25 protein-coding genes are annotated in these 23,605 nt (G+C 70.3%); 16 read left to right on the top strand and 9 right to left on the bottom strand.

The window, feature by feature from the left end:
• Window positions 1-136: 136 nt before the first annotated feature.
• Window positions 137-838 (bottom strand): glutathione binding-like protein, encoded by a 702-nt coding sequence (locus tag ACT53R_RS12905; protein WP_476172290.1) that lies wholly within the window; start codon window positions 836-838, stop codon window positions 137-139.
• A gap of 147 nt (window positions 839-985) precedes the next feature.
• Here ACT53R_RS12905 and ACT53R_RS12900 point away from each other — a divergent pair, with 147 nt between their 5' ends.
• The 3 genes from ACT53R_RS12900 (at window position 986) to hemF (ending at window position 4,891) form a co-directional block, all read left to right on the top strand.
• Complete coding sequence (locus ACT53R_RS12900) at window positions 986-1,576, top strand: TIGR00645 family protein (protein ID WP_476172289.1); 591 nt, start codon at window positions 986-988, stop codon at window positions 1,574-1,576.
• Window positions 1,577-1,637: 61 nt separating this feature from the next.
• The gene (gene uvrD, locus ACT53R_RS12895; RefSeq protein WP_476172288.1) at window positions 1,638-3,818 is read left to right on the top strand and encodes a DNA helicase II; all 2,181 of its coding nucleotides are present in this window, start codon (window positions 1,638-1,640) and stop codon (window positions 3,816-3,818) included.
• A 146-nt stretch (window positions 3,819-3,964) separates the two neighbouring features.
• Complete coding sequence (gene hemF / locus ACT53R_RS12890; protein ID WP_476172287.1) at window positions 3,965-4,891, top strand: oxygen-dependent coproporphyrinogen oxidase; 927 nt, start codon at window positions 3,965-3,967, stop codon at window positions 4,889-4,891.
• A gap of 34 nt (window positions 4,892-4,925) precedes the next feature.
• Here hemF and ACT53R_RS12885 read toward each other — a convergent pair whose 3' ends face one another.
• Both ACT53R_RS12885 and polA read right to left on the bottom strand, forming a co-directional pair.
• A complete protein-coding gene (locus ACT53R_RS12885) occupies window positions 4,926-5,405 on the bottom strand; it encodes a DUF421 domain-containing protein (RefSeq protein ID WP_476172286.1) in 480 nt (159 codons plus the stop codon).
• Between the two features lie 577 nt (window positions 5,406-5,982).
• Entirely contained in the window at window positions 5,983-8,769 is a 2,787-nt protein-coding gene (gene polA / locus ACT53R_RS12880) for a DNA polymerase I (RefSeq protein ID WP_476172285.1), read from the bottom strand.
• Between the two features lie 95 nt (window positions 8,770-8,864).
• On the opposite strand from polA, the gene ACT53R_RS12875 reads away from it, so the two are divergent.
• Window positions 8,865-9,149: a DUF2782 domain-containing protein gene (locus ACT53R_RS12875; RefSeq protein ID WP_476172284.1), complete on the top strand. Its 285-nt coding sequence runs from the start codon at window positions 8,865-8,867 to the stop codon at window positions 9,147-9,149.
• 119 nt (window positions 9,150-9,268) lie between these two features.
• On the opposite strand, the gene ACT53R_RS12870 is transcribed toward ACT53R_RS12875, so the two are convergent.
• Entirely contained in the window at window positions 9,269-10,036 is a 768-nt protein-coding gene (locus ACT53R_RS12870; protein ID WP_476172283.1) for a double zinc ribbon domain-containing protein, read from the bottom strand.
• A 49-nt stretch (window positions 10,037-10,085) separates the two neighbouring features.
• Here ACT53R_RS12870 and bioB point away from each other — a divergent pair, with 49 nt between their 5' ends.
• The 9 genes from bioB to ACT53R_RS12825 all read left to right on the top strand — a co-directional run bounded on the left by bioB (window position 10,086) and on the right by ACT53R_RS12825 (window position 15,790).
• Window positions 10,086-11,138: a biotin synthase BioB gene (gene bioB, locus ACT53R_RS12865; RefSeq protein ID WP_476172282.1), complete on the top strand. Its 1,053-nt coding sequence runs from the start codon at window positions 10,086-10,088 to the stop codon at window positions 11,136-11,138.
• 14 nt (window positions 11,139-11,152) lie between these two features.
• Window positions 11,153-12,361 carry an 8-amino-7-oxononanoate synthase gene (gene bioF / locus ACT53R_RS12860; protein WP_476172281.1) on the top strand — a complete coding sequence of 403 codons (1,209 nt, stop codon included), beginning with the start codon at window positions 11,153-11,155 and terminating at the stop codon, window positions 12,359-12,361.
• A gap of 14 nt (window positions 12,362-12,375) precedes the next feature.
• Window positions 12,376-12,747, top strand: coding sequence for a DUF7079 family protein (locus tag ACT53R_RS12855; RefSeq protein ID WP_476172280.1), 372 nt, complete (start codon window positions 12,376-12,378; stop codon window positions 12,745-12,747).
• Between the two features lie 8 nt (window positions 12,748-12,755).
• Window positions 12,756-13,553 (top strand): pimeloyl-ACP methyl ester esterase BioH, encoded by a 798-nt coding sequence (bioH, locus tag ACT53R_RS12850; RefSeq protein WP_476172362.1) that lies wholly within the window; start codon window positions 12,756-12,758, stop codon window positions 13,551-13,553.
• Window positions 13,547-13,951 carry a hypothetical protein gene (locus ACT53R_RS12845; protein ID WP_476172279.1) on the top strand — a complete coding sequence of 135 codons (405 nt, stop codon included), beginning with the start codon at window positions 13,547-13,549 and terminating at the stop codon, window positions 13,949-13,951. Before bioH ends, ACT53R_RS12845 begins: the two co-directional genes overlap by 7 nt.
• 4 nt (window positions 13,952-13,955) lie before the next feature.
• Entirely contained in the window at window positions 13,956-14,894 is a 939-nt protein-coding gene (gene bioC / locus ACT53R_RS12840) for a malonyl-ACP O-methyltransferase BioC (protein ID WP_476172278.1), read from the top strand.
• 78 nt (window positions 14,895-14,972) lie between these two features.
• Window positions 14,973-15,173 carry a hypothetical protein gene (locus ACT53R_RS12835; RefSeq protein WP_476172277.1) on the top strand — a complete coding sequence of 67 codons (201 nt, stop codon included), beginning with the start codon at window positions 14,973-14,975 and terminating at the stop codon, window positions 15,171-15,173.
• A gap of 27 nt (window positions 15,174-15,200) precedes the next feature.
• Window positions 15,201-15,590 carry an MAPEG family protein gene (locus tag ACT53R_RS12830; protein ID WP_476172276.1) on the top strand — a complete coding sequence of 130 codons (390 nt, stop codon included), beginning with the start codon at window positions 15,201-15,203 and terminating at the stop codon, window positions 15,588-15,590.
• A complete protein-coding gene (locus ACT53R_RS12825; RefSeq protein ID WP_476172275.1) occupies window positions 15,587-15,790 on the top strand; it encodes a hypothetical protein in 204 nt (67 codons plus the stop codon). The genes ACT53R_RS12830 and ACT53R_RS12825 overlap by 4 nt, the downstream gene beginning before the upstream one ends.
• An 18-nt stretch (window positions 15,791-15,808) precedes the next feature.
• Here ACT53R_RS12825 and ACT53R_RS12820 read toward each other — a convergent pair whose 3' ends face one another.
• The 3 genes from ACT53R_RS12820 to ACT53R_RS12810 are packed head-to-tail and all read right to left on the bottom strand — an operon-like array spanning window position 15,809 to window position 17,924.
• Complete coding sequence (locus ACT53R_RS12820) at window positions 15,809-16,237, bottom strand: nuclear transport factor 2 family protein (RefSeq protein ID WP_476172274.1); 429 nt, start codon at window positions 16,235-16,237, stop codon at window positions 15,809-15,811.
• Window positions 16,234-16,899 (bottom strand): YdcF family protein, encoded by a 666-nt coding sequence (locus tag ACT53R_RS12815; RefSeq protein WP_476172361.1) that lies wholly within the window; start codon window positions 16,897-16,899, stop codon window positions 16,234-16,236. Before ACT53R_RS12815 ends, ACT53R_RS12820 begins: the two co-directional genes overlap by 4 nt.
• Before the next feature lie 23 nt (window positions 16,900-16,922).
• On the bottom strand, window positions 16,923-17,924 hold the full coding sequence (locus ACT53R_RS12810; protein ID WP_476172273.1) for a threonine ammonia-lyase: 1,002 nt from the start codon (window positions 17,922-17,924) through the stop codon (window positions 16,923-16,925).
• A gap of 131 nt (window positions 17,925-18,055) precedes the next feature.
• Here ACT53R_RS12810 and ACT53R_RS12805 point away from each other — a divergent pair, with 131 nt between their 5' ends.
• Both ACT53R_RS12805 and mnmG read left to right on the top strand, forming a co-directional pair.
• Entirely contained in the window at window positions 18,056-18,832 is a 777-nt protein-coding gene (locus tag ACT53R_RS12805) for a hypothetical protein (protein ID WP_476172272.1), read from the top strand.
• Window positions 18,833-19,347: 515 nt separating this feature from the next.
• On the top strand, window positions 19,348-21,231 hold the full coding sequence (gene mnmG, locus ACT53R_RS12800; RefSeq protein ID WP_476172271.1) for a tRNA uridine-5-carboxymethylaminomethyl(34) synthesis enzyme MnmG: 1,884 nt from the start codon (window positions 19,348-19,350) through the stop codon (window positions 21,229-21,231).
• A gap of 21 nt (window positions 21,232-21,252) precedes the next feature.
• Here mnmG and ACT53R_RS12795 read toward each other — a convergent pair whose 3' ends face one another.
• Both ACT53R_RS12795 and ACT53R_RS12790 read right to left on the bottom strand, forming a co-directional pair.
• Window positions 21,253-21,714 carry a bacteriohemerythrin gene (locus tag ACT53R_RS12795; RefSeq protein ID WP_476172270.1) on the bottom strand — a complete coding sequence of 154 codons (462 nt, stop codon included), beginning with the start codon at window positions 21,712-21,714 and terminating at the stop codon, window positions 21,253-21,255.
• Between the two features lie 194 nt (window positions 21,715-21,908).
• Window positions 21,909-22,271, bottom strand: a complete 363-nt coding sequence (locus ACT53R_RS12790; RefSeq protein ID WP_476172269.1) for a putative signal transducing protein — start codon at window positions 22,269-22,271, stop codon at window positions 21,909-21,911.
• A 40-nt stretch (window positions 22,272-22,311) separates the two neighbouring features.
• Here ACT53R_RS12790 and ACT53R_RS12785 point away from each other — a divergent pair, with 40 nt between their 5' ends.
• Window positions 22,312-23,601 (top strand): hypothetical protein, encoded by a 1,290-nt coding sequence (locus ACT53R_RS12785; RefSeq protein ID WP_476172268.1) that lies wholly within the window; start codon window positions 22,312-22,314, stop codon window positions 23,599-23,601.
• The last annotated feature ends 4 nt before the right edge of the window (window positions 23,602-23,605 follow it).

The raw sequence follows: 23,605 nt of genomic DNA, 5'->3' as shown, positions 1-23,605 counted from the left end.
GGAACCCGGAGTGCGGCAGGTCCGCAGCTTAGCCGCAACGTGGGCCGCCCGCCTGTCCCGGGCTCTGGTCGAGCGGAGCACAGCGCCGCTGTGTCGTCTCCGGAGCCTATGCCCGGTAGAGCGAAGTGGTGCGCGATCAGCGGCCGAACAGCGCCTTGCGCTGCTCGTCGGTCAGCGGCTTGCCGGCGTCGGGGTTCACCCGCTGCGTGATCGCGTAGGCGCGCGCGGTCGCCGGTCGCGCGGCGATCGACGCCTGCCAGCGCCGCACCTCGGGATACGGTTCGAGGTCGATCGGTGCCGTGCGGTACGGGCTGATCCACGGATAGCAGGCCATGTCGGCAATGGTGTAGGCGTCGCCGACCAGGAACGCGCGGCCGGCGAGGCGCTTGTCGAGCACGCCGAGCAGGCGCTGCGCCTCGCGGGTGTAGCGGTCGATCGCGTAGGCGATCTTCTCCGGCGCGTAGACGTTGAAATGGCCGTACTGACCGGTCATCGGACCGAGGCCAGCCATCTGCCAGAACAGCCATTCCAGCGTTTCGGTGCGGCCGCGCAGGTCGGCGGGCAGGAAGCGGCCGGTCTTCTCGGCGAGGTACAGCAAGATCGCGCCCGATTCGAACACGCTCACCGGCGCGCCGCCGTCGGCGGGCGCGTGATCGACGATGGCGGGCATGCGGTTGTTCGGCGCGATCGCCAGGAACTCCGGCTTGAACTGCTCGCCGGCGCCGATGTTCACCGGCTGGATCGTGTACGCCAGCGGTGCACCGACCTCGGCCAGTTCCTCCAGCAGCAGCGTGACCTTGTGGCCGTTCGGCGTGGGCCAGTAGTGCAGATCGATCATGACGGCATCCGTGGCGAGGGGCGGGCGGCCAGTCTAGGCGCGCGTCGCGATGCCGACGGCGGCGGCACCGGGACACTGCATTCCGCACGAGTTGGCGCGACCGGTCGCCGTCGGTAGGCTATCCGCGCCCTCGACCTCGATGCCGCCATGTCCGATTCCCAGAACGTCCGCCTCGGCCCGCTGCCCGCGCTCATCTTCAGTTCGCGCTGGTTGCAGCTGCCGCTGTATCTCGGCCTCATCGTCGCCCAGGGCGTGTACGTGTTCCTGTTCCTCAAGGAGCTGTGGCACCTCATCCACGACGCCAACACGCTCAGCGAGCAGGGGATCATGCTGATCGTGCTGGGCTTGATCGACGTGGTGATGATCTCCAACCTGCTGGTGATGGTGATCGTGGGCGGCTACGAGACCTTCGTCTCGCGCATGAACCTCGAAGGCCATCCCGACCAGCCGGAATGGCTGAGCCACGTCAACGCCAGCGTGCTGAAGGTGAAGCTGGCGATGGCGATCATCGGCATCTCGTCCATCCATCTGCTCAAGAGCTTCATCGAGGCCGGGCAACTGGGCCTGCCGCTGTGCACCCCCGCCCTGCAACAGGCAGCGGCGCTGTGCGCCAAGGTCACCGCCACCGGCGTGATGTGGCAGGCGATCATCCACGGCCTGTTCATCCTGTCGGCGATCGGCATCGCCTGGACCGACCGGCTGATGACCCTCGCCGGGCAGAAGCACGGCTCCCACTGATCCGCGCGCTTCCCGGCAGTTCGCGCCGCGGGAATCCGCCGCCATCGCGTAAAATGCGGCGATGGATGTTTCCCACCTGCTCGACGGCCTGAACGCCGCACAGCGCGAGGCGGTCAGCGCCGGTCCCGGCCACCAGCTCGTGCTGGCCGGCGCCGGTTCCGGCAAGACCCGCGTGCTCACCCATCGCATCGCCTGGCTGCACGAGGTGCACGGCGTGCCGATGCACGGCATCTTCGCGGTGACCTTCACCAACAAGGCCGCGGGCGAGATGCGCCACCGCGCCGACGTGCTGCTGCCGCAGGGCACGCGCGGCATGTGGATCGGTACCTTCCACGGCCTTGCGCACCGGCTGCTGCGCCTGCACTGGCAGGACGCGAAGCTGCCGGAAGGCTTCCAGATCCTCGACAGCGACGACCAGCTGCGGCTGGTCAAGCGCGTGGTGCAGGCGCTGGAACTGGACGAGGCGCGCTTCCCGCCGCGGCAGATCGCGTGGTGGATCAACGCGCAGAAGGACGAAGGCCGCCGGCCGCAGCACATCCAGCCCGAGCGTGACGAATGGGCCAGCGTCATGCTGCGCGCCTACACGCTGTACCAGGAGCGCTGCGAACAGGCGGGCCTCGTCGATTTCGCCGAAATCCTGCTGCGCGCACACGAACTGCTGCGCGACCATCCGGCGCTGCTGCAGCACTATCGCCACCGCTTCCAGCAGCTGCTGATCGACGAGTTCCAGGACACCAACACGCTGCAGTACGCGTTCGTGCGCCTGCTCGCCGGCGACAGCGGCCAGGTGTTCGTGGTCGGCGACGACGACCAGGCCATCTACGGCTGGCGCGGCGCGAAGGTCGAGAATGTGCAGCGCTTCCTGCGCGACTACCCGGGCGCGGTGACCATCCGCCTCGAACAGAACTACCGCTCCAGCGCCAACATCCTCAGTGCCGCCAACGCGGTCATCGCGCACAATCCCTCGCGCCTGGGCAAGCAGCTGTGGACCGACAGCGGCGAAGGCGAGGCGATCGACCTCTACGCCGCGTTCAACGAGATCGACGAGGCGCGCTTCGTCGTCGAGCGCATCCGCCAGTGGGTGCGCGACGGCGGCAGCCACGGCGAATGCGCGATCCTCTATCGCAGCAACGCGCAGTCGCGCGCGTTCGAAGAAACGCTGCTGGGCGAGCAGATCCCGTTCCGCGTCTACGGCGGCATGCGCTTCTTCGAGCGCGCCGAAATCAAGGACACGCTGGCCTACCTGCGGCTGATCGCCAACCGCGACGACGACGCGGCCTTCGAGCGTGCGGTGAACACGCCGACGCGCGGCATCGGCGAGCGCACGCTGGACGAAGTGCGCCGGCTCGCGCGTGTCGAGCGCGTGTCGCTGTGGCAGTCGGCGGCGCGCATCGCCTCCGGCGACGGCCTGCCGGCGCGCGCCCGCAACGCGCTCGCCGGCTTCCAGCAGCTGGTCCACGCGATCGGCGAGGAAACCGTCGACCTGCCGCTGAAGGACAAGATCGACCACGCGCTGGCGCGTTCCGGCCTGCGCGACCACTACGAGCAGCAGTCGAAGGGCTCGCTCGATTCGCGTACCGACAACCTCGACGAACTGGTGTCGGTGGCGTCGCGCTTCGTGCGCGGCGACGACGAGGAATCCGCCGCACTGACCGAGCTGGTCGCGTTCCTCGCCTACGCCGCGCTGGAAGCCGGCGAAGGCCAGACCGAGGCCGGCGAGGACGGCGTGCAGCTGATGACGCTGCACAGCGCCAAGGGCCTGGAATTCCCGCTGGTGTTCCTCGTGGGCGTGGAGGAGGGCCTGTTCCCGAACAACAAGTCGATCGAGGAATCGGGCCGGCTGGAGGAAGAACGCCGCCTCGCCTACGTCGGCATCACCCGCGCGCGCCAGAAGCTGGTGCTGACCTACGCCGAGGCGCGCCGCCTGCACGGCCAGGACATGTACGGCCTGCCGTCGCGCTTCCTGCGCGAGATCCCGTCGGCGCTGATCCACGAGGTGCGGCCGAAGATCCAGGTCGCGCGGCCGATGTACCAGGCCCAGCCGCGCCGCGACTGGGGCCATGCCTCGCTGCAGGAAACGCCCGGCCTGCGCCTCGGCCAGAACGTGAGCCACGCGAAGTTCGGCACCGGCGTCGTCACCGACATCGAAGGCAGCGGCGCCCATGCCCGCGTGCAGGTCAACTTCGACGATGCCGGCAGCAAGTGGCTGGTGCTGGCGTACGCGAACCTGCAGCCCGCGTAAGGCGGGCCCTGGCCCGCCATTGCAACGCTTCCGGTGTGCCGCACAATGCTCGACACCGTTCCGCCGCATGTGCGGTGCGAACGGAAACGCCGCAATGGCGGGCCAGGGCCCGCCCTACGACACCGCTCCGCCATGAGTGACCGCCCATGACCGACACCACCGATCCCGATTTCCTCCGCGTCCGCGACTACCTGACCGGGTTGCAGGACATGATCTGCGCCGCGATCGAGGGCGCCGACGGTGCGGCGACGTTCAAGGAAGACCTGTGGCAGCGCGCCGAGGGCGGCGGTGGGCGCACGCGGGTGCTGCGCGACGGGGCGGTGTTCGAGCAGGCCGGCATCGGCTTCTCCGATGTGTCCGGCACGAAACTGCCGCCGTCGGCGACTGCGGCGCGGCCCGAACTCGCGGGCGCCTCGTGGCGCGCGGTCGGGGTGTCGCTGGTGTTCCACCCGCGCAACCCGCATATCCCGACCACGCACGCCAACGTGCGCCACTTCCGTGCGTTCAAGGACGGCGAGACCGTCGCCTGGTGGTTCGGCGGCGGCTTCGACCTCACGCCGTTCTATCCGGTCGACGAGGACGTGCTGCACTGGCACCGCACCGCGCGCGCGCTGTGCGAGCCGTTCGGCGGTCAGGCGCGCTACGACGCGCACAAGCGCTGGTGCGACGAGTACTTCTTCCTGAAGCATCGCGACGAGACCCGCGGCGTCGGCGGCCTGTTCTTCGACGACTTGCACGAGGATTTCGAGCGCGACTTCGCCTATCAGCGTGCGGTCGGCGACGGTTTCCTCGACGCCTACCTGCCGATCGTCGCGCAGCGCCGCGAGATGCCGTACGGCGAGCGCGAGCGCCAGTTCCAGCTCTACCGGCGCGGGCGCTACGTCGAGTTCAACCTCGTGTTCGACCGCGGCACGCTGTTCGGCCTGCAATCGGGCGGCCGCACCGAGTCGATCCTGATGAGCCTGCCGCCGCTGGTGCGCTGGGAATACGGCTACGCGCCGGAGGCGGGCAGCGACGAAGCGCGCCTGCTCGACTACCTGCGTCCGCGCGATTGGCTGTCCGAACTCGCCTGAAGCCGGCTTCCGCGCGACACGGTGATCGCGCGGATCAGTCGTCGTCCTTCAGCGCGATGCTGATGCGGCCGTTGGTTTCGAGGATCGCGAGACGGATGTGCTCGGGCTCGCTGCAACCGGCTTCGCGCATGGCCTCGCTGAAATCGGCCTTGCTCACCAGTTCGCGGCGAAGCACGTCGCGGAAGATGTGGCCGTCGCGAGCGAGCACCACGGGATCACCTTCGATCAGGCGCCTCGCCCATGGCAGCCTCGCCGACAGGAATGCGGCGAGGTAGTTCAGTGCGATCAGGCAGCCCGCGAGCACCGCGGCACCGGTCAGCGAGTTGTCGCCGCCGTTGAGCCCGTTCTGCACCGCGTTGCCGATGAGGATCAGCAGCACCAGGTCGAACGGCGTGAACTGGCCGACCGCGCGCTTGCCGGAGACGCGCACCAACACCATCACCATCAGGTAGACCGCCGCGGCGCGGAACGCGAACACCCACCACGGTGCGGACAGTGCGAACACGCTGGACATCGGCGGAACCCCGGGCGGCGACGCGCGCAGTCTGGCGTTGGCCAACACAAATAAAAAGCCCCGCAGGCGGGGGAACCGGCGGGGCTGGGGAACGGGACTTGGGGAGAGTCTTACGTTCCGGGGGCCACCCCAGGGGAGAGGGTGGCGGCGACGGACGTTGCATCCGTCGCGAGATAGTTGACCACGACTGCGCGCCCGAGTTCGTAAAGATTCCGATACGTGTCCGGACGAATTCAGGACGGATTCATTCCGGGTGCATCGGCCGTTCATTTTTCGCCGAAAACCCCTGAAAAACCTGTCAGAACCGACAGGATGGCATGCCGGAAGTCATGCCTTTCCCGGAGGTGCGGCGATGTCTCTCGCACCGTGCGGGGCGCAACGCATCGCAACATGTTGCCGCGCGTGGAACGCGGCATTCCGATCGGTGATGGCCGCAGTCGCGGCTGATCTCCGTGACGGTGCGCACGGTCGCGTCGAAGGCGGCAATCGATCCGTGACGGAGATCGCCGAGCGACCTCGACGACGTTCAATTCCGCCCACGCATGCACGCCGGCCGCGCGCATCCGCCCACAACCGGTCAGTGCGCCTCGTCCCAGTTGTCGCCGACGCCGGAATCGATCACCAGCGGCACCCGCAGTTCGGCGGCCGCGGCCATGCGCGCGGTGACTTCCGGGATCAGCGTGTCGACGAACCCGGCGTCGCACTCGAACACCAGTTCGTCGTGCACCTGCATCAGCATGCGCGCCCGTGCGTCGTACGGCAGGATCCACGCGTCGATGGCGATCATCGCGCGCTTGATGATGTCGGCCGCGGTGCCCTGCATCGGCGCGTTGATCGCCGCGCGTTCGGCGCCGGCGCGCAGGCCCTGGTTGCGGGCATTGATGTTGTCCAGGTACAGGCGACGGCCGAACACGGTCTCGACGTAGCCGCGCTCGTGCGCCTCCTTCCGCGTGCGCTCCATGAAGTCGCGCACGCCCGGATAGCGGCTGAAGTACAGCGCGATGTAGTCCTGCGCCTCGCCGCGCGACACGCCGAGCTGGCGCGCCAGGCCGAACGCGCTCATGCCGTACATCAGGCCGAAGTTGATCGCCTTCGCGGCGCGGCGCTCGTTGCCGCTGACCTCGGCCAGCGGCTTGCCGAACACTTCCGCCGCGGTGGCGCGGTGGATGTCGTCGCCGGCGGCGAACGCGCGCAGCAGGCCGGCGTCCTCGGACAGGTGCGCCATGATCCGCAGTTCGATCTGCGAATAGTCGCAGGCCACCAGCTTGCGGCCCGGTGGCGCGATGAAGGCCTTGCGGATGCGGCGGCCGTCGTCGGTGCGGATCGGGATGTTCTGCAGGTTCGGGTCGTTCGACGACAGCCGTCCGGTCGCGGCGCCGGCCTGGTGGTAGCTGGTGTGCACGCGGCCGGTGTCGGGATTGATCATCTCCGGCAGCTTGTCGGTGTAGGTGCTGCGCAGCTTCGCCAGGCCGCGGTATTCGAGGATGATGCGCGGCAGTTCGTGCTGGTCGGCGATCGCCTCCAGCGCTTCCTCGTTCGTCGACGGTTGGCCGGTCGGCGTCTTCACCAGCGCCGGCAGCTTCAGCTCGTCGAACAGCAGCGCCTGCAATTGCTTCGGCGAATCGAGGTTGAAGGTGCGGCCCGCGAGTTCGGTCGCGTGCTTCTGCGCGGTGAGCATGCGCCGCGACAGTTCGGCGCTCTGCCGGCGCAGTTCGTCGGCGTCGATCAGCACGCCGTTGGCCTCCATCCGCGTGAGCACCGGCACCAGCGGCATCTCGATCTCGCGGTAGACCTTCTCCAGCGCCGGCTCGCCCGACAGCTTCGCCGACAGCACGCGATGCAGGCGCAGGGTGATGTCGGCGTCCTCGGCGGCGTAGCGGGTGGCGTCGTCGATGGCGACGTCGGAGAACGCGATCTGCTTCGCACCCTTGCCGGCGACGTCCTCGAACTTGATGGTGTCGTAGCCGAGGTAGCGCTTCGCCAGCGTGTCCATGTCGTGGCGGCTGGCGCTGGCATTCCAGACGAAGCTCTCCAGCATGGTGTCGTCGTGGTAGCCGGTCACGTCCACGCCGTGGCGACGCAGCACGTGCAGGTCGTACTTGCCGTGCTGGCCGAGCTTGCGGTGCGTCGGGCTTTCCAGCAGCGGGCGCAGCGCGTCGAGCGTCTCGCGCATGTCGAGCTGCGCCGGCGCACCGGGATAGGTGTGGCCGACCGGCACGTAGCCGCCGTTGCCGGGTTCGGTGGAGAAGCTCAGGCCGACGAGGTTCGCGCGCATCGCGTCGAGGGCGTCGGTCTCGGTGTCGAAGGCGAATTCGGCGGCGGCGGTCAGGCGTTCGATCCACGTGGCCAGCTGTTCCGGCGTCGACACGGTCTCGTAGGTGCCGGGCGCGGACAGCGAAGGATCGGGCGTTTCCGCGTCGCTCGGCGCGCTGCGTGCGTAGCCCGCCTGCGTGCTGCGCAGGCCGCCGCGCGAATCGTCCGCCACGGGCGCGGAGGCGCCGTTGCCGCCGTCGAGGTCCTTCAGCGCCTGGTTGAAGCCGTAGCGGGCATAGAGCCGGCGCAGGTCCTCGACATGCTGCGCGCGCAGCGCGAGGTCCGCGGGGCCTTGGTCGAGTGCGACATCGAGCTTGATCGTCGCCAGCTGCCGGTTCAGCGGCAGCCGCGGCAGCGCGGCGCGCAGGTTCTCGCCGATCTTGCCCTTGATGGCGTCGGCGTTCGCGATGACGTTCTCCAGCGTGCCGTACTCGCCCAGCCACTTGGCCGCGGTCTTCGGCCCGCACTTCTCGACGCCGGGGATGTTGTCGACGCTGTCGCCCATCAGCGACAGCAGGTCGATCACCTGGTCGGCGCGCACGCCGAATTTGTCGATCACCGCCGTGTCGTCGGCCATGCGGCTGCCGGTCATCGTGTTCACGAGCGCGATGCCCGCGCCGTTGTCCAACTGGCGCACGAGCTGCGCGAAATCCTTGTCGCCGGTGGAGATGGTGACTGCGAGGCCCTGCGCCGCGCCCTGCACGGCCAGCGTGCCGATCACGTCGTCGGCTTCCACGCCCGGCACGCGCAGGATCGGGATGCCCAGCGCCTGCACGATTTCCAGCATCGGCTCGATCTGCGCGCGCAACTCGTCGGGCATCGGCGGACGATTGGCCTTGTACTGCGGATCGAGATCGTCGCGGAAGGTCGGACCGGAAGCGTCGACGACGAACGCGAGGTGTTCGGGCTTTTCCTTCAGGTGGCCGCGCAGCATGTTGACCACGCCGAACAGTGCGCCGGTGGGCTCGCCCTGCGCGTTGGTCAGCGGCGGCAGCGCGTGGAACGCGCGGAAAAGATAGGAAGAACCATCGATGAGGACGAGACGTGTCATCGGGCGATTCTACCCCCGTGGTTCCGTGCGTGCGGTCGCGCCGGTGCGTCACCGCGCGGGCGTATGATCGAGGTTCCCCCGATGCGGAGCCCGCCATGCGCGCCATCCTTCCCTTCGTCCTGCTGCTCGCGCTGGGCGGCTGTGCCACCACGCCCGCGCCGCAGGCCGATGCCGCCATCCCGCCCGACGCCGTCGCCTCCGAGCGCGTCATGGACAACGGCGACGCCATCACCGAATACCGCGTCGCCGGCCAGCTGCGCATGGTGCAGGTGAAGCCCAAGCACGGTCCGGCCTACTTCCTGTACGACCGCAACGGCGACGGCCGCATCGACCACGACCGCAACGCGCCGACGGTGTATTTCGAACTGTTCAAGTGGTGAATGCGCGCGACCGGCCTTGCCCGTCGGCCGGTTCGTCGAGGACGGCGGTGTTCTCCGATCGACCCCTTCCCGCGGCTCGCCGCATGCGTCGCGGTTGACCCCGCCGTTCGCGCCATCGTTCACGCCACCCGCGCACACACCCACGCATCCACCCGGGCGACACCCGCCCGCAGCAGCGCGTCCGCGGCCGCGTGGAGGGTCGCGCCGGTGGTCATCACGTCGTCGATCAGCGCGACGTGCGCCGGCAGCGGCCCGGCGGTGCGGACCGTGAAGGCCCCGCGCAGGTTGCGGCGGCGGGCGGCGGCGTCCAGCCGCGACTGCGGGGCGGTGGCGCGGGCGCGGACCAGCAGGTCGTCGCGCAGGGGCAGGGCGAGGGTCCGGGCCAGCGGCCGGGCGAGTTCCAGAGTCTGGTCGAAGCCGCGGCTGCGCAGCCGCACCCGGTGCAATGGCAACGGGACCAGCGCGTCCGGGCGCGGAGCGCCGGCGAGCGCGCCGGCCAGAACGTCGGCCATCAGCCCGGCGCAGAGCCGGCCGGCGGCGAGATCGTCGTGGAACTTGAGGCGCGGCAGCAGCCGGTCCAGCGGCGGCTCGTAGCGGAACACCGCCCGGGTCTCCGTCACCGGCGGTGGCCGACGCAGGCAGGTCCCGCAGGCGGGCGCCGGGGCGCCCAGCGGCAGCGCGCAGCGCGGGCAGGCGTGGCGCTGCCAGGGCAGTGCCCGGCGGCAGGCGGCGCAGAGGTCGATGCCGGCCGTTTCGACGGCCTCCCGGCACACTAGGCAGTGCGCTGGCCACCACCGGCGGGCGAGGGCGGCGGCCAGACCGACGACCCGGGCCGGGGCACCGGCAGGGACGAGGCGGAAAACAGGGCGGTTGACAGGGCTGGGCATGCTTTCCAGACTGCCCGTTCTCCTTCGCCGCATCCGTCAGGGATTTCCGATGCCTGTTGTCAGTGTTTCCGCCGTCCCGCGCCACGACTGGACCCGAGCCGAGGTGGAAGCGCTGTTCGACCTGCCGTTCCCGGTGCTGCTGCAGAAGGCCGGCGACCTCCACCGCCAGCATTTCGATCCCAGCGAAGTCCAGGTCAGCACGCTGCTGTCGGTGAAGACCGGCGGCTGCCCCGAGGACTGCGGCTACTGCCCGCAGGCGCAGCGCTACCACACCGGCGTCGACGCCACGAAGCTGATGGACACCGACGCGGTGGTCGAGAAGGCCCGCCAGGCCCGCGCCGCCGGCGCCTCGCGCTTCTGCATGGGCGCCGCGTGGCGCTCGCCGAAGGACCGTGACATCCCGAAGGTCGCCGAGATGATCCGCGAGGTGAAGGCGCTGGGGCTGGAGACCTGCGCCACCCTCGGCATGCTCAGCGACACCCAGGCGGCGGCGCTCAAGGACGCCGGCCTGGACTACTACAACCACAACCTGGACACCGCGCCGGAGTTCTACGACGAGGTCATCCGCACCCGCGAGTACCAGGACCGTCTCGACACGCTGGCGCGCGTCCGCGACGTCGGCATGAAGACCTGCTGCGGCGGCATCGTCGGCATGGGCGAAACACGTTCCCAAAGGGCGGGCCTGCTGCAGACGCTGGCCAACCTGCCGGCGCACCCGGACTCGGTGCCGATCAACCGGCTGGTGCAGGTCGCCGGCACCCCGCTGCACGGCACCGCCGAGCTGGACGCCTTCGAGTTCGTCCGCACGATCGCGGTCGCCCGCCTGCTGATGCCGAAGTCGATGGTGCGGCTGTCTGCCGGCCGCGAGACCATGAGCGACGAGCTGCAGGCGCTGTGCTTCCTCGCCGGCGCCAACTCCATCTTCTACGGCGAGAAGCTGCTGACCACCGGCAACCCGGACACCGAGCGCGACCTCGCGCTGTTCGCGCGCCTCGGCCTGAAGCCGATGCCGCTGGTCGAAGCCCCGAACACCTTCCATGCGGACATCGTCGACGCCGGTTCGCCGCCGCCCGACGGTCCACCCTGCATCCGCGCCGCCTGACCGAGCGTCCCGCCATGACCCGCCCGCGCCTCACCGAACGCATCCTCGCCGCCCGCGTGCAACGCACGATGCAGGGACGCGAGCGCCAGCGGCGCACGGTCACCCGCCGCGACGGCGTGCGCTGCGAGGTCGACGGCCGCTGGCTGGTCAACTTCGCCGGCAACGACTACCTCGGCCTCGCGCAGCAGTTCGGCGTGGTCGATGCACTGCAATCCAGCGCCGCGCGCGACGGCGTCGGCGCCGGCGCCTCGCACCTGGTCTGCGGCCACCACGCGCACCACGACGCGCTGGAGAAGGAGCTCGCCGACTGGCTGGGCGCGCCGCGTGCGCTGCTGTTCGGCAGCGGCTACCTCGCCAACCTCGGCGTGATGCAGGCGCTCCTGTCGGAGGAAGACGTCTGCGTCCAGGATCGGCTCAACCACGCCAGCCTGATCGACGGCGCGCGCCTCGCCGGCTGCAAGCTGCGCCGCTATCCGCACGTCGATGCCGAAGGCGCGCTGCGCCAGCTGCGTACCGTGCCCGATGGCGCGGCGATGCTGGTCACCGACGGCGTGTTCAGCATGGACGGCGACGTTGCCCCGCTGCGCGAGCTGTCGCTGGTGGCGAAGGTGCAGCACGCGCTGCTGTACGTCGACGACGCGCACGGCGTGGGTGTCGTCGGCCCCGAAGGCCGCGGCTGCGTGGCCGAGGCCGGTCTCGAGATCGCCTCGACCCTGCAACTGGCCACGCTCGGCAAGGCGCTGGGCGGCTACGGCGCGGTCGTGCTGGGTAGCGACGACATCATCGGCCACCTCGCCGAAACCGCGCGCCCGTACCTCTACACCACTGCGCTGCCGCCGGCGCAGGCCGCGTCGTCGCTGGCTGCGGTGAAGCTGGCCCGCCGCGACCACTGGCGCCGCGAGAAGCTGCAAAGCCTGGTCGCGCATTTCCGCCAGCAGGCGCTGTTCCGCGACCTGCCGCTGGTGGCGTCGAACACCCCGATCCAGCCGGTGATGTGCGGTGACGAGAAGCGCGCGCTGGCGCTGTCGACCGCGCTCGAAGCCCAGGGCTACTGGGTGCCGTCGATCCGCCCGCCGACCGTGCCCGACGGCCGCTCGCGGCTGCGCATCACCCTGTCGTCGTTGCACACGCAGGCCGAGGTCGACGCGCTGATCGAAGCGCTGTGCTGGGCGCGTGATGCCGTCGAGATGGGCTTCGGCCATTCCGGGGCCGCGGTGGCGTGAGCCGGGCGGTGGTCGTGGCGCACAGGGCGGACGACGACGCGGCGTGCATCCCGGTCTGGATCGCGCTGTCCGAGCTGTATCTCGACACCGAGGTCGAGCATTTCCACGACGCGATCGCGGCCACGCTCGCCGCGTCGCCGTTCGATCTCGACGAGCTCCACGCGATGCTGATGCACGACGTGCATCCGGTGCTGTTCACCAACCTCATGGCGCCCGCCGGCGTGTGGGACGCGTTCGACGAAGCCTGGCTGGTCGAGCGCATCCGCGCCCGCGGCGGTCGCCGTCGCCGCGGCATCGCGCACTGGTTCCGCAGCGACATCGACGCGCAGTGGGCCGCGGTCGCGGCGAAGATCACGGCCTTGCGCACGGGTGCCGCACCGGCATGAGCGACGCGCTGCACATCGCCACCTGCGGCGAAGGTCCGCCGCTGGTGCTGATCCACGGCTGGGCGATGCACGGCGGCGTGTTCGCGCCGCTGGTCGAACGCCTGCGCGCGCGCCACACGCTGCATCTGGTCGACCTGCCCGGTCACGGCCTGAGCCGCGACGACGCCACGCCGCTCGATTTCGACGCCGTGTTCGACGCGTTGTCCGCGCGCGTGCCGGTCGCGCCGTGGCTGGGCTGGTCGCTGGGCGGCATGTTCGCGCTGCACGCCGCGGCGCGCGATCCCGCGCGCGTGCCGACACTGGTCATGCTGTGCGCCAGCCCGCGCTTCGTGCGCGGCGACGGCTGGCGCTTCGGCGTGTCGGCGGAGATCTTCCGCGACTTCGCGCGTGGTCTCGCCGACGACTACCGCGCCACGCTCGATCGCTTCGTCGCGCTGGAAGCCTTCGGCTCCGATCACGCGAAGGACGAACTGCGCGCGCTGCGGAGCGAACTCTTCGCCCGCGGCGAGCCCGCGGCGCGGGTGCTGGTCGACGGCCTGCACCTGCTGGAAACGGTCGACCAGCGCCCGCTGCTGGACACGCTGCACGTGCCGAGCCTGTGGGTCGCCGGCCGTCGCGACCGCCTCGTCGACCCGCGCGCGCTGCGCGACGCGGCCACGGCGATCGACGTCGCCGGCCACGCGACGGCGCGTTTCGTGCAGGTCGAACACGCGGGCCATGCGCCGTTCCTGACCCATGTCGACGAGGTCGACGCCGCGTTACGTGCGTTCCTCGGCGATGAGGCGGTGGAGCGCACGGCATGCTGACCATCGACGCCCGCGTCACCCAGTGGCAGGCCGGCGACGGCATCGCGGCGCTGCCGGTCGCCAACGTGATCGCCTGGCGTTCCCGCGCCGGGCAGCAGCTGTTGCTGGCCGTCGGCGACGATGTGCAGCGTGCCGGCGCGCCGCCGTTGCCGCCGGATGCGATCGTGACCGACCTCGTGCGCATCGCGCACACCGAGCCCGGGCTGGCAGTCGAATTCTGGTCGGCGTTCCTCGCGTACGTACTGCACGGTGCACGTCGCTCCCTGTTCGCACGACTGCGCGCGGCCTGCTCCGGCGAGCCGGTGCGCCTGTGCATCGAGGATCATGTCGCCAGCGCCGCGGTGCGCGCCGTGCTGGCCGGCGTGCGCAGGCCGCGGCTGCGTTTCATGGAAGGTTGAGCCGATGTCCCCGTTGTTCGATGCCCGCCAGGTCCGCCGCGCGTTCTCGCGTGCTTCGTCGAGCTATACCGATGCCGCGAAGCTGCAGCACGAGATCGAGGCACGGTTGTTCGAAGCGCTGGACTACTACGCCGAAGGTCGCGCCGCCGACGCGCAGTCACCGGCGGTCGTCGTCGATCTCGGCTGTGGGCCGGGCAGCGGCGCGCGCGCGATGCAGCGGCGCTGGCCGAAGGCGCGCGTGCTCGCGCTCGACCTGTCGCTGTCGATGCTGCAATCGCAGGCCGACACCGGCGGCGGTCTCGCGCGCACGCTCGCGCGCCTGCTGCCGGGTGCCGCGGCCATCCCCGCGCGCCTCTGCGCCGACGCGCGCGCGCTGCCGCTGGCCGATCATTCGGTCGACCTGCTGTTCTCGAACCTCTGCCTGCAATGGGTCGAGGACCTGCCCGCGGTGTTCGCCGGCTTCCGCCGCGTGCTGAAACCCGGCGGCATGCTCGTCGTGTCGACGTTCGGTCCCGACACGCTGTTCGAGTTGCGCAGCGCATTCGCGACGGCCGATGCGGCGGCGCCGCACGTCAGCCCGTTCGCGTCGATCGCGCAGTTCGGCGACGCGCTGATCGGTGCGGGTTTCCGCAATCCCGTGCTCGACCGCGACGAACTGGTCACCACTTACGACGACCTGCCCGCACTGATGCGCGAACTGCGCGCGATCGGCGCGACCAACGCGCTCGACGCGCGCCGCCACACGCTCACCGGCAAGACGCGTTTCGCCGCCGCGGCCGCGGCCTACGACGCTTTCCGCACGCATGATCGTCTGCCCGCGACGTGGGAGGTCATCACCGCCATCGCCTGGGCGCCCGACCACGGCGTGCCGATCCGCGAAGGCGGCGAGGACGTCGCCCGCTTCCCCGCCGGCGCGATCCCGGTGCGGCGGCGCGGCGACTGAGACGGTTTCGACGCGACATCGCCGATTCCGCTAGGCTGTCGCCGTCGGCGCACACCGGCGCCGACTTCGGAGAACCGCATGGGCAATCTGTTCTGGGGAGCGCTGATCATCGCGATCGGTCTGTTCCGTCACCAATCGATCTTCTTCGGCGACTTCAGCGTCTTCAACGTGATCTTCGACGGCCTCGGCCTGTACTGGATCGGCAAGGGCGCGCTGGAACTGCTGGGTCGCGGCAAGGGCAAGACAGACGGTCCGGCCGCGCCGCCGGGCCCGGGCTGACGCCGTTCCGGACTCGCGGAGCATGAGATGACGCAGCCCCTGCTCCTGCCGATGGCCGCGCACGTCGCGCTGGCGGCGTGCCTCTACGCGCTGCTCACCGTCGCGCGTGCGCCGGCGATCTGGGGCATCGGCCGGCGCACCGACGGCAGCAATCCGTGGGCGCGGTGGGAACCGCGGATCAGCGCGAACCTCTCCAACCAGTTCGAGTGGCCGCTGTTCTTCCACGTCGCTTGCCTGCTGCTACTCCGCGGCCCGGTCGACGGCGTGTCGATCGCGCTGGCGTGGGGTTTCATCGCCGGCCGCATCCTGCATTCGATGGTGCAGATCCTGACGACGAACGTCCGCCTGCGCGGGCTCGTCTTCATGCTGAACTTCCTGTGCGTGCTCGGGTTGTGGGTGCAGGTGCTGCGCGCATGAGCGACCCCACGCCGAAACCCGTGGTCGTGGCCATTGCGACGCTGCTGTGGCTGCTCGCCGCCGCGGTGATGATCGTGATGCAGTTCGACGATCTGCCGATCTTCGTGCGCGTGATCACGGGCGCGCTGACGCTGCTCGCGCTGTGGCTCGGTCTGTTCGCGTCGCCGCGTGTACGCTGCGCGGCGCTTTCCTTCCTTTGAGCCGATGCGGTCGGTGGATCAGCCGCCGACCTGCGCGATCCAGTCCTGCAGGTTGTAGTAGTTCGTCACCCGCGCGATCTTGCCGTCACGCAGGTCGAAGAAGGCGCCGCCGGGCAGCACGTAGGTCTGGCCGTTCGCCGGCGGCAGGCCCTCGTCGTCGACGAGATATTCGCCGTGGACGACGTACTCTGCGGCGGCGCGCGTCCCGTCGGGCGAGGCCATCACCACGATGTCGCGCAGCTGTTCGCGGTAGCAGCGGTCCATGCGCGCCATGAATGCGACGAACGCGTCGCGGCCGGTCTCGCGCGGGCCCTGGTTGAGATCGTGGGCGACGTCGTCGGTCAGCAGCGCCAGCATCGCGTCGCGGTCGCCGCGGTTGAAGGCGGCGTAGTAGTCGAGGACGAGGGTGGTGGCGCGATCGTGCGCGCGGGTGCCGTCGATGATCATGGCGCGGGGCTCCGGGAGGCGTCGATGCGGGCGAGCAGGCGTTCGGCCGCGTCGCGGTGGAAGAAATACACTTCGTTGAGCAGGAATCGCCAGCGCGTGGCGAAGCTGCGGTAGCGCGTGGTCGGCGTGGGCGAGCCCAGGCATGAGATGCCGATGTCCTCGCACAGCCGCAGCGCGCGAGAGAGGTGCAGCGGATCGCTGACCACGATCGCGTGCGTGAGTTTGCGCGGTGCCATCAGCGCGGCGGCCTGGCGCAGGTTCTCGCGGGTGTTGTGCGACGCGGTCTCGATCAGGATCGCGCGGTCGGGCACGCCCTGGCGCAGCGCGTAACGACGCCCGACCTGCGATTCGGCGAAGCGTGCGCCGGTGCCGCCGAAGCCGCCGGTGAAGATCAGCGTCGGCGCGAGTCCGCGCTTGTAGAGCGCGATGCCGTGACGCAGGCGTTCCTCGAACACCGGCGACGGCCGTGCGTCGTAGGCGGCGGCGCCGAGCACGATGATCGCGTCGGCGCGCACGTCGTCGCGCGCGGCGTCGTCGCGGCCGCCGACGTGCAGGATGTACAGCGCAACGCCGCACAGCCACAGCAGCGCCAGCAACAGCAGACGGCGCAGCCAGCGCCAGAGGCCGCCGCGACGCCGGCGACGACCGGAGGCGCGCTGGATCAGCGGCGGCGGTGCGCTCCGGCTCACGCCGTCGCCTGCCACGGCAGGGTGTCGAGATCGACGTTGCCGCCGGTGAGCACGAGGCCGACGCGGCGGCCGGCGAAGCGCTCCGGATGCTTGAGCACCGCGGCGAAGGCGATCGCCGATGACGGTTCCACCACGATCTTCAGCCGCTCCCACAGCAGCCGCATCGCGGCGAGCGTGTCGGCATCGTCGACGACGAGGATGCCGTCGACATGGCGCTGCAGCAGCGCCAGCGTGCGCGGCGCGAGGTGCCCGCGCAGGCCGTCGCAGACGGTGCGCGCGGTGCGGTCGGTGATGCAGCGGCCTTCGCGCAGCGACGCGGCGCCATCGTCGGCGCCCGCGGGTTCGGCACCGAACACGGCAATCTCCGGCCGCACCGTCTTCGCGACCAGCGCGCACCCCGAGAGCAGGCCGCCGCCGCCGACGGGCGTCAGCAGCGCGTCGAGGTCGCCGGCTTCATGCAGCAGCTCGAGGGCGGCGGTGCCCTGGCCGGCGATCACGTCGGCGTCGTCGAACGGATGCACCAGATGGCCGCCGGTGTCGGCCAGTGCCTGCGCCGCCGCGGCCTCGCGCGCGGCCATGTTCGGCGCGCAGCGGAGGATGCGCGCGCCGAACCCGGCGATGCCGGCCAGCTTCACCGCCGGCGCGCCTTCGGGCACGACCACGGTGGCCGGCACGCCGCGCAGGCGGCTGGCCAGCGCCACGGCCGCGCCGTGGTTGCCGGAACTCTGGGTGACGATGCCGCGTGCCGCGGCGGCGTCGGAAAGCGCCAGCACCGCGTTGCAGGCGCCGCGGAACTTGAAGGCGCCGACGCGCTGGAAGTTCTCGCATTTGAAGTGCAGGTCGCAGCCGGCGATCGCGTCCAGCGAGTGCGAGCGCAGCACCGGCGTGCGATGCGCGTGCGGCGCGATCCGCGCGGCCGCCGCGAGGACATCGGCGAAACCGGGCAGGGCGGGGACGGTGGACACGTCGGCGGACGTCGTGGGGACGGCGGCGTTCATCGCGACATCGTATCAGGCAGGTCGCGGTGCTCCGCCGGGCCGGGTACCTTTAAGGACGGGTTCAAACCGTGCGGAGGATGCTGCCTGCATCGGGCAGCCCGCACTTCGCCCACGCGCCACAGGGGTAAGCGATGTCTCGTCTTGGTCTGCTTGCGACGTTCTCCGCACTGATTCTGACCGGTTGCGTCAGTTCCTACACTTATCGCGACGGCGCCAACGGCGGCGACTACTACTACGCCGAGCCGGAGGTCGAATACCGCGACGTCTACGGCATGCCGTACGTCGGCCTCGGCTACGACGGCGGCTGGTACGGGCGGTTCGGTTACGGCTTCGGTTACGGCGCACTGCCGTACTCGCACTACGGCTTCCCGTACTGGGGCGGGCCTTACGGCTATTACGGCGGGCCGTTCGGCTACTACGGTGGCTTCTATCCGCCGATCTACTGGCACCACCGCGACCACGACGGCGACCACCGTCCGCATCGTCCGCATCCGCCGGGCCCGTTGCCGCCCGGCACGCTCCCGCCGGGCGTGATCCTCGATCCGCCCGGTACGCCGCGTCCCGGCGACATCGCGCAGAACGGCACCGGACAGGCACCCACCCCGATGTCCAAGCCGACGCCGCGCCCTCGCTGGCGGGTGTCGGAGCCGGGACAGCCGGGCCAACCCGGTGCGCCGTTGCAGGGAGCGCAGCCGCGCATCCGGCCGGTGCCGGGCGCGGGTCCGTCGCCGGGCCAGCCCGGTGGCGTGCCGATGCCGCAGGAACGTCCGCGACGTCCGCCTATGCAGGAATCCGCGCCCGCGTTCCCGCGACGCATGGAGCGCGTCGAGATGCCGCGGCCCGCGCCGCAGCCGGCAGGACGCATGGAACGCCGGGAACGAGAACCCGGTCTCAATCCGACGCCGTGATAGCGCTTGCCAACACGAGGGATTGGTCGCAAGCTAACCAGCAATGACCGGTTACGTCGAATTACGACGCATCTCGGTAGGCATCGCCGACCCCGGCGGGGAAATCCGGATCCCCCCTGTTCCGCTCCCCGTCGGGCGTCGGCACCTTCTCACGGCGCACTGCGCCGTTTTTTGTGCCTGAAACCGCAGCGACCGTTTCCCGCGCCGCATGGCGACGCCGCGGCGGTTCCGCATCGTCGGAACGCGCGCAAAAAAAAGGGGCCGAACGTCCCCCGACATTCGGCCCCTGGCTCCCTCAGCGCGCGCATGGCCAGCCCTGTTCCACCCCGGCCAGCGCTTTCGCGCTTGCCGCGCTGAGTGCCACTTGGGAGAAGCAGATTGCGTGCCAACTTTCGCGGCCGCGGCGCGCGGAAGGACGACGGCGCTAGACTTTCCACCGCCGCATCGCGATGCGGCCGAGGCGGCCGCTGCTGACGGGCGCCCTCCCGTGAACGAACTCCTGTGAACGCATCCCCGTGAACGACTTCCTGACCCACGACGTCATCGTCATCGGCGGCGGCCATGCCGGCACCGAGGCCGCGCTCGCCGCGGCCCGCGCCGGTGCGCGCACGCTGCTGCTGACCCACAACATCGAGACCGTCGGTGCGATGAGCTGCAACCCGGCGATCGGCGGCATCGGCAAGGGCCATCTGGTGAAGGAGATCGACGCGCTCGGCGGGATCATGGCGCGCGCCGCCGACGCCGCGGGCATCCAGTGGCGACGGTTGAATGCATCGAAGGGTCCGGCCGTTCGCGCGACGCGCTGCCAGGCCGACCGCGCGCTGTACCGGCGCTTCATCCGCCGCGCGGTGGAGACGCAGCCCAACCTGACCGTGTTCCAGTCGGCGGTGGATGACCTGATCCTCGAAGGCGATGCGGTCCGTGGCGTGATCACCAACACCGGCCTGCGTTTCCGCGCGTCGGCCGTGGTGCTGACCGCCGGCACGTTCCTCGCCGGCAAGATCCACATCGGCGAGACCCAGTACGCCGCCGGGCGCATGGGCGACCCGCCGGCGGCCACGCTCGCCGCGCGCCTGCGCGAGCGCCCGTTCGCGATCGACCGCCTGAAGACCGGCACGCCGCCGCGCATCGACGGCCGCAGCCTCGACTACGCGGCGATGGAGGAGCAGCCCGGCGACGATCCGCGCCCGGTGTTCTCGTTCCTCGGCAGCACCGCCGACCATCCGCCGCAGGTGTCGTGCTGGATCACCCACACCTCCGAGCGCACCCACGAGATCATCCGCAACGCGCTGCACCGCTCGCCGCTGTACAGCGGGCAGATCGAGGGCATCGGCCCGCGCTACTGCCCGTCGATCGAGGACAAGGTGGTGCGCTTCGCCGAGAAGGCGAGCCACCAGATCTTCGTCGAGCCGGAGGGACTCGACGTGTTCGAGATCTATCCGAACGGGATCTCGACCTCGCTGCCGTTCGACGTGCAGCTCGAACTGGTCCGCAGCATCCGCGGCTTCGAGCAGGCGCACATCACCCGCGCCGGCTACGCGATCGAATACGACTTCTTCGACCCGCGCGGGCTGAAGACCTCGCTGGAGACCAAGCTGGTCGACGGCCTGTTCTTCGCCGGCCAGATCAACGGCACCACCGGCTACGAGGAAGCCGCCGCGCAGGGGCTGGTCGCCGGCGTCAACGCCGCGCGCCATGCGCAGTCGAAGGACGCATGGTCGCCGCGCCGCGACGAAGCCTACGTCGGCGTGCTCATCGACGACCTCATCACCCACGGCACGCGCGAGCCCTACCGCATGTTCACCAGCCGCGCCGAATACCGGCTGCAGCTGCGCGAAGACAACGCCGACCTGCGGCTCACCGAGACCGGCCGGACGCTCGGCCTGGTCGACGACGTGCGCTGGGAGCGCTTCTCGCGCAAGCGCGACGCCGTGGCCGCCGAGACCGAACGCCTGCGCGGCGTGTGGGCGGCGCCGAACAACGCGCTGGGCCGCGAGGCCGTGGCGACGCTGGGCATCGACCTCAGCCGCGAAACGCCGGCGCTGGATCTGCTGCGCCGGCCGGAGATGGACTACGCGACGCTGATGACGGTGCCGCTGCTGGGCCCGGGCGTGGATGCCGTCGACGTGGCCGAACAGGTGGAGATCGAGGCGAAGTACGCCGGTTACCTCGACCGCCAGCGCGAGGAGATCGCGCGCCAGCGCCGCCATGAACACACGCCGATCCCGGGCGATTTCGACTACGCGAACGTGCGCGGCCTGTCGATCGAGGTGCAGCAGAAGCTGGAGCGCGTGCGCCCGGAGACCGTCGGCCAGGCGCAGCGTATCCCCGGCATGACGCCGGCGGCGATCTCGCTGCTGCTGGTGCACCTCATCCGGCGCCGCGGCGCCGCGGCCTGACGCCGCGGCTTCGTTCGCGGCTCAGCCGAACAGGCGGTTCAACGTCCGCTGCATCCAGCCGCCGCCCTGGTGTGCGCGGCTGAAATGGTCGAGGTAGCGCTTGACCGTGTCCGAGTACGCCTTGTCGTCGGTGCGGATGTGGTTGAACAGCCAGCGCGACAGCATCGAGCGCAGTTCGTCGGTCACGTCCTCGCCGGCGTCGAAGCGCATCTTGTACTCGTTCACCCGGCGCGTGAACATCTCGTGCACGCGGCGATGCGCCGTGCCGAAGTGGTAGCCGGCCTCGTCCATCAGTTCTTCCTCGAACGCGAAGTGCGACATGGTGTAGTCGATCAGTTCGCCGATGGCCTCGCCGACGAGATCGCGGCTATGGCTTTTCGAGGCTTCATTCAGTGCATTGATCAGATCGACGATGCGCCGATGCTGCTGATCGATGACGGCGACGCCGGTGTCCAGGTCCGGGCTCCAGGTCAGGACTTTCATGCCACCTCCGTGTGGGGCGTGTGCGGGCATCGCCATCACAGCATTCCCGCGCAGGATCGAGTTGAGCGCAGTCAAATTGCCGCGGAAACCCGGGGGATCCGCGCGATCGCGTCGACGATCCGTGAGCGGCTTCGCATTCGTCCGTGCGTGCGCCACGCGTCGGCACGCGGAAGGCCACCGCATGCCGGGCTGCTTCAGGCCTGGAGTGTCTCGTCGTCGTCGCGCCGGTCGCGTCGCCACGGCAGCGGGATGCCGAGGCCGAGACCGAACAGCAGGGCCAGCCGGCTCGACCAGCTCTCGCGATACGGTGGTGTCGGCGGTGTTTCGGGTTCGAGCGCGAAGTCGCCGTCGTCGAGCGCCGCGATCAGGGCCTGCGCTTCCGCGTACTGGGCCTCGGCCACCCGCACGCGGGTACCGCCGATCGCCTGCCGCCATTCCCAGTTCGCGAGGTTGGTCTGGTCGTCGCTGACGAAGGCATCGATGCCTTCGGCCTGCAGCCGGCCGCAGACGATGTGGGCCTCGATCGGATCCAGATAGCTCGCGACGGTGCGGTACATGCGGGATGCCGGGCAAACGCGACAGGCGTACCCTATCAGAATGCAGAACTTCCTCCGTCCGCTCGCCCTGTCCGCCCTCGTCCTGGTCGCCGGTTGCGGCGAGGAGGCCGAAGCCCCGAAACCCCTGCGCGTCGGTGACCTCGCGATCGAGGCGTGGCCGCTGCCCGCGCCGCCCGGGTCGGCGCAGCCGGACCTGATCGTCACTTCCGACGACCGCGTGCTGCTGAGCTGGCTCAACGTGCAGACCGGGCGCCGTCCCGCGTTCCAGATGGCCGAACGCTTCATCGACGGCCACTGGGAAGGCCCGCGCACGATCGCCATCGGCAATGCGATGTTCGTGAACTGGGCCGACACGCCGCACATCGCGGTCACCGAAGATCGCGCGCTGTGGGCGCACTGGCTGCAGAAGTCCGCCGAGGCGCCGTATGCCTACGACGTGATGCTGGTGCGGTCGATGGACCACGGCATGAACTGGAGCGCGCCGCTGCGCGTCCATGACGACGGCACGCAGACCGAACACGGCTTCGTCGCGTTCTGGCCGCAGAGCGAGAACCAGCTCGGTGTCGCCTGGCTGGATGGCCGCCGCACCGGCGGCACGGCGAAGGCCACCGGCGACCATGGCGACCACGCCGCGGATGACGGAGAAGGCGCCGGCCCGATGACGCTGCGCGCGGCGGTCTTCGACGGCGGCCTGCGCACCAACGCTGCGACCGAGATCGACGCCCGCACCTGCGACTGCTGCCAGACGGATGCCGCGGCCACCGCCGACGGTGCGCTGCTGGTCTATCGCGATCGCAGCGAAGACGAGATCCGCGACCTGTACGCCACCCGCTTCGACGGCAAGGCGTGGTCGACGCCGGTGCGCGTGCATGCCGACGGCTGGAAGATGCCCGCCTGCCCGGTCAACGGTCCGTCGGTGGCCGCGCGCGGGAACGATGCGGTGGTTGCGTGGTACACGGCGCCGGGCGACACGCCCGTGGTGCAGCTCGCGCGCAGCGTCGACGGTGGCGCGAAGTTCGCGGCGCCGGTGGCGGTGGATCGCGGCGCGGCGGTGATCGGCCGCGTGGCCGTCGCGGTCGATGCCGGTCAGGTCTGGTTGCTGTGGATGCGCGAAGACGCCGGCAAGCAGTCGCTGTGGCTGGCGCGCTATGCGCCGGATCTCTCGAAGGAATTGCAGCGCACGAAGCTGGCCGACCTGCAGGGCGCCGGCCGTGGCACCGGCTTCCCGCGCCTCGCGCTGGGCGCCGACGCCGCCTACGCGGTGTGGACCGACGTCGTCGATGGCGTGCCGGAGCTGCACGGCGCGCGCATCGTCACCGCGGCGAAGTAACCAC

This window comes from Lysobacter sp. DMC104 (assembly GCF_056313665.1).
The sequence above is the reverse complement of the archived record's forward strand: the minus strand, read 5'-3'. Positions and strand labels throughout refer to the sequence as shown.

What these genes read in the sequence shown, in the direction of transcription:
- bioC (WP_476172278.1), top strand. Translation starts at nt 13,956, where the DNA reads ATGTCCCCGTTGTTCGATGCCCGCCAGGTCCGCCGCGCGTTCTCGCGT.
- ACT53R_RS12875 (WP_476172284.1), top strand. Translation starts at nt 8,865, where the DNA reads ATGCGCGCCATCCTTCCCTTCGTCCTGCTGCTCGCGCTGGGCGGCTGT.
- ACT53R_RS12830 (WP_476172276.1), top strand. Translation starts at nt 15,201, where the DNA reads ATGACGCAGCCCCTGCTCCTGCCGATGGCCGCGCACGTCGCGCTGGCG.
- ACT53R_RS12820 (WP_476172274.1), bottom strand. Translation starts at nt 16,237, where the DNA reads ATGATCATCGACGGCACCCGCGCGCACGATCGCGCCACCACCCTCGTC.
- hemF (WP_476172287.1), top strand. Translation starts at nt 3,965, where the DNA reads ATGACCGACACCACCGATCCCGATTTCCTCCGCGTCCGCGACTACCTG.
- ACT53R_RS12790 (WP_476172269.1), bottom strand. Translation starts at nt 22,271, where the DNA reads ATGTACCGCACCGTCGCGAGCTATCTGGATCCGATCGAGGCCCACATC.
- ACT53R_RS12835 (WP_476172277.1), top strand. Translation starts at nt 14,973, where the DNA reads ATGGGCAATCTGTTCTGGGGAGCGCTGATCATCGCGATCGGTCTGTTC.
- polA (WP_476172285.1), bottom strand. Translation starts at nt 8,769, where the DNA reads ATGACACGTCTCGTCCTCATCGATGGTTCTTCCTATCTTTTCCGCGCG.
- ACT53R_RS12805 (WP_476172272.1), top strand. Translation starts at nt 18,056, where the DNA reads ATGTCTCGTCTTGGTCTGCTTGCGACGTTCTCCGCACTGATTCTGACC.
- ACT53R_RS12905 (WP_476172290.1), bottom strand. Translation starts at nt 838, where the DNA reads ATGATCGATCTGCACTACTGGCCCACGCCGAACGGCCACAAGGTCACG.
- uvrD (WP_476172288.1), top strand. Translation starts at nt 1,638, where the DNA reads ATGGATGTTTCCCACCTGCTCGACGGCCTGAACGCCGCACAGCGCGAG.
- ACT53R_RS12825 (WP_476172275.1), top strand. Translation starts at nt 15,587, where the DNA reads ATGAGCGACCCCACGCCGAAACCCGTGGTCGTGGCCATTGCGACGCTG.
- bioB (WP_476172282.1), top strand. Translation starts at nt 10,086, where the DNA reads ATGCCTGTTGTCAGTGTTTCCGCCGTCCCGCGCCACGACTGGACCCGA.
- ACT53R_RS12885 (WP_476172286.1), bottom strand. Translation starts at nt 5,405, where the DNA reads ATGTCCAGCGTGTTCGCACTGTCCGCACCGTGGTGGGTGTTCGCGTTC.
- ACT53R_RS12795 (WP_476172270.1), bottom strand. Translation starts at nt 21,714, where the DNA reads ATGAAAGTCCTGACCTGGAGCCCGGACCTGGACACCGGCGTCGCCGTC.
- ACT53R_RS12810 (WP_476172273.1), bottom strand. Translation starts at nt 17,924, where the DNA reads ATGAACGCCGCCGTCCCCACGACGTCCGCCGACGTGTCCACCGTCCCC.
- ACT53R_RS12870 (WP_476172283.1), bottom strand. Translation starts at nt 10,036, where the DNA reads ATGCCCAGCCCTGTCAACCGCCCTGTTTTCCGCCTCGTCCCTGCCGGT.
- bioF (WP_476172281.1), top strand. Translation starts at nt 11,153, where the DNA reads ATGACCCGCCCGCGCCTCACCGAACGCATCCTCGCCGCCCGCGTGCAA.
- ACT53R_RS12900 (WP_476172289.1), top strand. Translation starts at nt 986, where the DNA reads ATGTCCGATTCCCAGAACGTCCGCCTCGGCCCGCTGCCCGCGCTCATC.
- ACT53R_RS12845 (WP_476172279.1), top strand. Translation starts at nt 13,547, where the DNA reads ATGCTGACCATCGACGCCCGCGTCACCCAGTGGCAGGCCGGCGACGGC.
- ACT53R_RS12785 (WP_476172268.1), top strand. Translation starts at nt 22,312, where the DNA reads ATGCAGAACTTCCTCCGTCCGCTCGCCCTGTCCGCCCTCGTCCTGGTC.